At 42.8% G+C, this 7,586-nt stretch carries 9 protein-coding genes and 1 rRNA gene; 2 read left to right on the forward strand and 8 right to left on the reverse strand.

Annotation, left to right across the window (positions count from 1 at the left end):
* Window positions 1-149: 149 nt before the first annotated feature.
* Window positions 150-395 (forward strand): RNA recognition motif domain-containing protein, encoded by a 246-nt coding sequence (locus BACFIN_RS02075; RefSeq protein ID WP_007757556.1) that lies wholly within the window; start codon window positions 150-152, stop codon window positions 393-395.
* 77 nt (window positions 396-472) lie between these two features.
* Here the strand turns inward: BACFIN_RS02075 and BACFIN_RS02070 are convergent, their stop codons facing one another.
* The gene (locus BACFIN_RS02070) at window positions 473-1,243 is read right to left on the reverse strand and encodes an ABC transporter ATP-binding protein (protein ID WP_007757557.1); all 771 of its coding nucleotides are present in this window, start codon (window positions 1,241-1,243) and stop codon (window positions 473-475) included.
* Window positions 1,240-1,983, reverse strand: a complete 744-nt coding sequence (locus BACFIN_RS02065; protein WP_007757558.1) for an MlaE family ABC transporter permease — start codon at window positions 1,981-1,983, stop codon at window positions 1,240-1,242. Before BACFIN_RS02065 ends, BACFIN_RS02070 begins: the two co-directional genes overlap by 4 nt.
* Before the next feature lie 75 nt (window positions 1,984-2,058).
* On the opposite strand from BACFIN_RS02065, the gene lptB reads away from it, so the two are divergent.
* The gene (gene lptB, locus BACFIN_RS02060) at window positions 2,059-2,820 is read left to right on the forward strand and encodes an LPS export ABC transporter ATP-binding protein (protein WP_007757559.1); all 762 of its coding nucleotides are present in this window, start codon (window positions 2,059-2,061) and stop codon (window positions 2,818-2,820) included.
* 177 nt (window positions 2,821-2,997) lie between these two features.
* Here the strand turns inward: lptB and der are convergent, their stop codons facing one another.
* The 6 genes from der to rrf all read right to left on the reverse strand — a co-directional run bounded on the left by der (window position 2,998) and on the right by rrf (window position 7,481).
* Window positions 2,998-4,311 carry a ribosome biogenesis GTPase Der gene (gene der, locus BACFIN_RS02055; RefSeq protein ID WP_007757560.1) on the reverse strand — a complete coding sequence of 438 codons (1,314 nt, stop codon included), beginning with the start codon at window positions 4,309-4,311 and terminating at the stop codon, window positions 2,998-3,000.
* Window positions 4,312-4,358: 47 nt separating this feature from the next.
* Entirely contained in the window at window positions 4,359-5,240 is an 882-nt protein-coding gene (gene era, locus BACFIN_RS02050; RefSeq protein ID WP_007757561.1) for a GTPase Era, read from the reverse strand.
* A gap of 89 nt (window positions 5,241-5,329) precedes the next feature.
* On the reverse strand, window positions 5,330-6,334 hold the full coding sequence (locus tag BACFIN_RS02045) for a beta-ketoacyl-ACP synthase III (protein ID WP_007757562.1): 1,005 nt from the start codon (window positions 6,332-6,334) through the stop codon (window positions 5,330-5,332).
* 87 nt (window positions 6,335-6,421) lie between these two features.
* Entirely contained in the window at window positions 6,422-6,607 is a 186-nt protein-coding gene (rpmF, locus tag BACFIN_RS0220235; protein ID WP_004296852.1) for a 50S ribosomal protein L32, read from the reverse strand.
* A 12-nt stretch (window positions 6,608-6,619) separates the two neighbouring features.
* Window positions 6,620-7,207, reverse strand: a complete 588-nt coding sequence (locus tag BACFIN_RS02040) for a YceD family protein (RefSeq protein ID WP_007757564.1) — start codon at window positions 7,205-7,207, stop codon at window positions 6,620-6,622.
* A 163-nt stretch (window positions 7,208-7,370) separates the two neighbouring features.
* Window positions 7,371-7,481: ribosomal RNA gene (gene rrf / locus BACFIN_RS02035) — 5S ribosomal RNA — on the reverse strand.
* Window positions 7,482-7,586: the final 105 nt, after the last annotated feature.

Below are 7,586 nucleotides of genomic sequence, written 5' to 3' on the forward strand. Positions count from 1 at the left end.
GTCTTTACGTGAGCTTTCTCTTGATTTTTTAGTAAAGAGGAACATTTACTGAATATCCCTTTGTAAACTCTCTGTCGTTTTAATCCTTTTATTAGTAACCATCTATCCAGAGAGTTTTATTCATTTATTTATTTTTTATCATTTTCATTATGAACATTTATGTTGGAAACCTTAACTACCGCGTTAAGGAAGGAGATCTGCAACAAGTGATGGAAGACTACGGAGCAGTATCATCAGTCAAAGTTATTATGGACCGTGAAACCGGTAAATCCAAAGGATTCGCTTTCATCGAAATGGAAGACGATGCTGCAGCTGCTAAAGCTATCGCTGAATTGAACGGAGCTGAGTACATGGGCCGCACCATGGTAGTTAAAGAAGCTAGACCTAAAGCTTAAATGCCGACGCTACATAGCTAAGAAAAAAGAAACTTCTGCCACCCGATGACAGAAGTTTTTTTATTGCCTATATATAATCAGCCTTCCATATTCTGTACTTCCAGCTCCTTCACCTTACGAAGCAAGTCTGAGGCGAAAATAAAGTTATTCAGACGTTCGTTGGTAGAAGTGAAGATATCGTCTTTCGTCCCTTCCCACTCCTTGTGACCTTCATAAATATAAATCACCTTCTCACCGATTCCCAAAACGGAATTCATGTCATGCGTATTAATAATGGTGGTCATATTATATTCCTGAGTGATGTCATGAATCAAGTCATCAATCACCAATGAGGTTTTCGGGTCTAGTCCCGAGTTCGGCTCGTCGCAGAACAAATATTGCGGATTCAAAGAAATAGCACGTGCAATAGCTACACGTTTCTGCATACCTCCACTGATTTCTCCGGGATACTTGTCTTTCGCTTCGGACAGGTTGACACGATCCAGGCAGAACATAGCCCGTTTGGTACGGTCGCGCAACGTATCGTTGCTAAACATATTCAAAGGAAACATCACATTATCCAACACCGACATGGAATCGAAAAGAGCCGCACTCTGGAAGATCATTCCCATCTCCTTGCGAAGCATCTTTTTCTCTTTCTTCCCCATCAGCACAAGGTTACGTCCGTCATACAAGACCTCCCCTTTCTCCGGTGTGAGCAACCCCACAATACATTTCATCAACACCGTCTTTCCGGAACCACTCTGACCGATAATCAAGTTCGTCTTTCCGTTCTCAAAAGTTGCATTGATATCACTCAATACTGTTTTGTCATCAAATGATTTATAAAGTCCTTTAATATCAATCATCCCATCAAAAGTTTAGTTAATACCAAGTCCGCAAACAAAATCAACACACTGCTGGATACTACGGAATCCGTCGAGGCTTTTCCCACAGCAATCGAACCACCATCCACCGTATATCCGAAGAAAGCGGATACACTTGCAATGATAAAGGCGAAGAAGAGAGATTTGATGATACCCGCCCAGATAAACCATTCGTTAAACATATATTGCAAACCATATTCCAGATCGACGGCATTCATCACACCGGCAAACCAACAGGTACAAAAAGCACCGATAATCCCGGCAAAAATACTGAACGTCACCAATATAGGAATAACAGTCACCATTGCTGTAATTTTAGGCAATATCAGATAATTGGCCGAATTGACTCCCATGATTTCAAGCGCGTCGATCTGCTGTGTCACCCGCATGGTTCCCAGTTCCGAAGCAATATTCGATCCGACCTTTCCCGCAAGAATCAGACACATGATAGAAGAAGAAAACTCCAACAACATAATCTCACGTGTCACATATCCCACTGTCCAACGGGGCATCCACGGACTTTCGATATTCAACTTAATCTGAATGGTAATCACCGCGCCGATGAAAAACGAAATCAGCAGGACGATACCGATGGAGTTTACACCTAGCTGCTCCAACTCGTTTAGGTATTGCCGGAAAAACATACGCATCCGCTCGGGACGGGAAAAAGTCCGCCCCATCAGCATAAAATATCTTCCGACGGTTCTCAATGCTTTTATCATAACTCACACTATTTGTCTGCAAATGTACATTATTTCAGCTTATTTTTACTACATTTGCCGCAAAATAACTAGAATATGGCAGAAAGCAAGATGGTGCTCCGCACGGAAGACCTGGTTAAGAAGTACGGTAAACGGACCGTTGTAAGCCACGTTTCCATCAATGTGAAGCAAGGTGAGATTGTAGGTTTGCTGGGACCGAATGGTGCCGGTAAGACGACTTCATTCTATATGACCGTCGGGTTGATTACCCCTAATGAAGGCCGTATCTTCCTCGACGACTTGGAGATTACCAAATATCCAGTTTACAAACGGGCACAAACGGGAATCGGATACCTTGCACAGGAAGCCTCCGTATTCCGCCAGATGAGTGTGGAAGACAATATTGCTGCTGTGCTCGAGATGACCAACAAGCCTAAAGAGTATCAGAAGGAAAAGCTCGAAAGTCTGATAGCAGAATTCCGTCTGCAAAAGGTGCGCAAGAACAAGGGTAACCAGCTGTCCGGTGGCGAACGCCGTCGTACGGAAATCGCACGTTGCCTTGCCATTGACCCTAAATTCATCATGCTTGACGAACCATTTGCCGGTGTCGACCCGATTGCTGTAGAAGACATCCAACAGATTGTATGGAAACTGAAAGATAAAAATATCGGTATCCTGATTACCGACCATAACGTACAGGAAACACTTAGCATTACCGACCGCGCCTATCTACTGTTTGAAGGAAAGATTCTTTTTCAAGGCACGCCGGAAGAATTGTCGGAGAACCAGATTGTGCGTGAAAAGTACTTGAGTAATAGTTTCGTACTACGCCGCAAAGATTTCCAATTGGAAAAATAGGTTCACCACAGAGGACGCAGAGGACACAGAGGGAAATAATGGATTTATCCGAAATAATCAAAAATGATTCGGTGAGTATCTCATAATATCTCCAATCATAAAAAAGCAACCGATTCATAAGAGTCGGTTGCTTTTTATATTAAACCTCTGCGTTCTCTGTGTCCTCTGTGGTGAGTCTTATTTCTGACGGATATAGATATTAATCGGTGTGCCTGTCAGATTCCACTTTTCGCGCATTTTGTTTTCCAAGAAACGTTTGTAAGGCTCCTTCACGTACTGAGGCAAGTTGGCAAAATAGACAAATGAAGGTACTTGCGTATTCGGCAACTGTGTGATATATTTAATCTTGATATACTTACCTTTATTTGAAGGAGGTGGATATGCCTCGATCAACGGAAGCATTTCTTCATTCAGACGGGCGGTCGGTATCTTTGTTGTACGGTTCTCGTATACGTTACGGGCTTCTTCAAGCACTTTCAGGATACGCTGTTTAGTCAGCGCCGAAGCAAAAATAATCGGGAAATCGACAAACGGAGCAAAACGCGAACGGACAGCTTCCTCAAATGTTTTCTGTACTTTCACTGATTTATCCTCCACCAAATCCCATTTATTGATTACCACTACCAGTCCTTTCTGGTTCTTCTGAATCAAAGAGAATATATTCAAGTCCTGGCTTTCTATACCTCTTGTAGCATCCAGCATCAGAATACACACATCCGAACCTTCGATGGCACGAATAGAACGAATAACCGAGTAATATTCCAAATCCTCATTGACCTTGCTCTTTTTACGGATACCGGCCGTATCTACCAGATAAAAATCAAAGCCGAACTTATTGTAACGGGTATAAATAGAATCGCGGGTCGTTCCCGCAATCTCTGTCACGATATTACGGTCTTCACCGATAAAAGCATTCACAATAGAAGACTTACCGGCGTTCGGACGGCCTACCACTGCAAAACGGGGAATATCATCATCCAGAATCTCCGACGTTTCTTTCTTGAATTTACTGACAATCAAATCCATCAAATCACCAGTTCCACTTCCGGTTATGGCAGAAACACAATACGGATCCCCCAATCCCAATTTATAGAATTCCGGAGCATTATATTGTAATTCATGATTATCCGTCTTGTTGGCAACCATTATCACCGGACTTTTCGCACGGCGCAAGATAGCTGCTACCTGCATATCCAAATCAGTCACTCCGTTCATCACATCCACTACAAACAGAATAACATCCGCTTCTTCTACAGCCAGCAATACTTGTTTACGAATCTCTTCTTCAAAGATATCATCCGAGTTTACCACCCATCCTCCGGTGTCCACCACCGAAAACTCACGGCCCAGCCACTCAGACTTACCATATTGTCTGTCGCGGGTCGTCCCCGCAGCTTCATTCACAATAGCCTGACGAGTCTTCGTCAGACGGTTAAATAAGGTAGACTTGCCCACATTGGGGCGTCCTACAATTGCAACTAAATTTCCCATAGTTCAATACCTTGTTTTTCACGACTATCACAGTCGCATGAATACTCTTAATCTAACTGATAACCAAAATTACGCAACTCTTTATCCGAACTGCGCCAATCCTTATCAACTTTCACATACGTCTCCAAGAAGATTGTCTTTCCGAAGAAACGCTCCAATTCACGGCGAGCCTCAGTAGCAACCTTTTTCAACGCCTTTCCCTGTTTGCCGATGATAATTCCCTTCTGCGATTCACGTTCCACATAGATGACTGCCCGTATATGAATCTTCTTGGCTTCTTCCTTGAATTCTTCCACAGCCACCTCTACCGAATAGGGAATCTCCTTGTCGTAATACAACAAAATCTTTTCCCGGATAATCTCGTTCACAAAGAAACGGGCAGGTTTGTCCGTCCACTGGTCCTTCCCGAAATAAGGAGGGGAATCCGGCAACAATTCCTTGATCCTCTTCATCACGTAATCCACGTTGAACTTAGAAGCTGCGGAAATCGGAATAATCTCGGCCTGCGGAAGCAGTTCCTTCCAATCCTCCACCAACTTGACCAGCTTCTCCTGGTCGGTAAGGTCAATCTTGTTAATGAGCAACAATACAGGCACCGTCATCTGACGCACCTTTGCCATAAACTCATTATTCTTATCCGGCGTCTCTACCACATCCGTCACATAAAGCAAGATATCCGCATCCGTCAATGCCGAAGTAGAAAAGTTCAACATAGACTCCTGAAGTTTGTAATTAGGTTTCAATACTCCCGGAGTATCAGAAAAAACTATCTGCATCTCATCCGTATTATAGATTCCCATAATCCGGTGACGAGTAGTCTGCGCTTTGAAGGTAGCGATCGAAATACGTTCACCCACCAAAGCATTCATTAATGTCGATTTTCCGACATTCGGATTTCCTACGATATTCACAAAACCAGCTTTATGCATTTCTCTTCATTTTATTGGTTGAGACAAAAAAACGCATCGAATCGAAATAGGATGCGTTTTTGAGTGTTATAGTTCAGTAACTTTTGTACTTATTCCTTCTTTCCGTCATAACCCCACTTCACGTATACCGCACCCCATGTAAATCCGGCGCCGAATGCAGTGAAGATGATGTTATCGCCTTTCTTGAGTTTATCCTCAAAATCCCAAATACACAAAGGAAGCGTACCGGCACTAGTGTTACCGTAATGTTCGATATTTACCAGCACTTTATCCATCGGCACTTCCATGCGATGGGCTACTGCCTCGATGATACGGACATTTGCCTGATGCGGCACAATCCAGTCGATATTATCTTTTGTCAGTCCATTCTTTTCCGCGATTGCAGCAGAAACATCCGACATACTGGAAACAGCATATTTGAACACTGTTCTTCCTTCCTGATGCAGATAATGCATTTTATTGTCTACTGTGAAATAAGACGGAGGACAAACCGACCCGCCGGCTTTCATGTGTAGGAAAGGCAATCCTTTACCATCCGTTCTCAGTATCGAATCCATAATACCCACATCTTCCGTAGTCGGCTCCACCATAAAAGCGGCAGCACCGTCACCAAAGATAGGACAGGTAGCACGATCTGTATAGTTGACCATCGACGACATCTTATCGGCACCGACGATGATAATTTTCTTATATCTTCCCGAACGAATAAAATTCGCAGCCGTCTCCATCAAATAGAGAAAACCGCTACAAGCAGCCTGCAAGTCGAAAGCAAATGCATTTTTCAGTCCGAGTTTATCGCAAAGAATAGAAGCTGTAGAAGGGAAGTGATAGTCAGGAGTACTAGTAGCAACAACAACCAAATCAATATCATCAGGATTGGCGCCAGTTTTTTTCATCAACTGTTTGGCAGCCTTACGCGCCATATACGAACTGCCTAATCCTTCCTCATTCAGAATGTGTCTTTCTTTTACTCCAATACGAGTCATAATCCATTCGTCGTTGGTATCCACCATCTTTGATATCTCGTCGTTAGTCAAGATATAATCCGGAACGTATCCACCGACTCCTGTGATTACTGCATTTATTTTTTCCATCAAACCTATTTTAAATTAGCAATACTATAATACTTAAAGCAGCCGGAGAGATTTACCCTCAGGCTGTTTTCAGTATGACTGTACTAATTATACAGCTGCTTCTTTCTCGATAGCAAGCTTACCTCTGTAATAACCGCAAGCGCCACATACAGTGTGGTAAACATGCCATTCACCGCAATTCGGACAGATAGCCAATGTAGGAGCTACCGCCTTATCGTGAGTTCTTCTCTTCGCTTGTCTCGTACTTGATTGTCTTCTCTTAGGATGTGCCATTTTCTTAAAACTTTAATTATTATCTAATATTTTTTTTAATTCATTCCAGCGAGGATCGATTTGTTCCTCCACTTCTTCCTCTATTACGATGTCTTCGCCACCACCTGCATCGAAGCTGTCATCTACATCGCTATCCTCATTCGCATTTGTCTTCAAATGCTTATTCAATTTACTAGTCATTGCTTTATTGCACTTACCGGGAGCATGTATATGCTTCATCGGAATAGCGAGCGCAATAAACTCATACATGAACCATGCTACGTTGATTTCTCCTTCCTCTTCGGGAATCACGATAAGGTTATCTCCCTCCTCCGCATATTCATGTCCAAATTTCACCATCAGCTTATCAGAAGAGCTGATAGGCAACTCCATATCATCCAGACAACGGTCGCATGGTACCCATACCATTCCATCCGTCTGAAAACTCAGCTCGAAAGCACGAGAGGTTCTTTTTACGGTCAATGTAACATTCACCTTTCCTTTCTGAACTTCAGGACCATCAATGTGAGCGAAGTAAAGGTTATCCAACACAAACTCATACTTAGCAGAGTCTGCCTGCATACCTTTCAAGTCAATTTTGTATTTATCAAATTTTCCCAAAGCTTCTCTCTTTTTAAAATCGTTAGCTTACAATTCGGGCGACAAAGATACAAATAAATATCCTCATAACATACAAATTATCAGTAAATATTCACTTTTTTAATAGGTATTATGAAGAAAAACAGAAAGCCTCGCCCGTCAATAGACAAGCGAGGCTTCTTAAAAACGGCGGCTACCTACTCTCCCACTGTTACGCAGTACCATCGGCGTGACGAGGCTTAACTTCTCTGTTCGGAATGGGAAGAGGTGGAACCCTCGTGCTATAACCACCTGAAGAAATTCAATAAGGTTATGACATGATGAAAAGTAAAACTTCAGTGTCTAGCAAGCTAAAACGTATATATCGCGCCCCGTACAAGTCCGAAAGAAAGTGAACGGG

This window comes from Bacteroides finegoldii DSM 17565, from assembly GCF_000156195.1.
Classification (GTDB): domain Bacteria; phylum Bacteroidota; class Bacteroidia; order Bacteroidales; family Bacteroidaceae; genus Bacteroides; species Bacteroides finegoldii.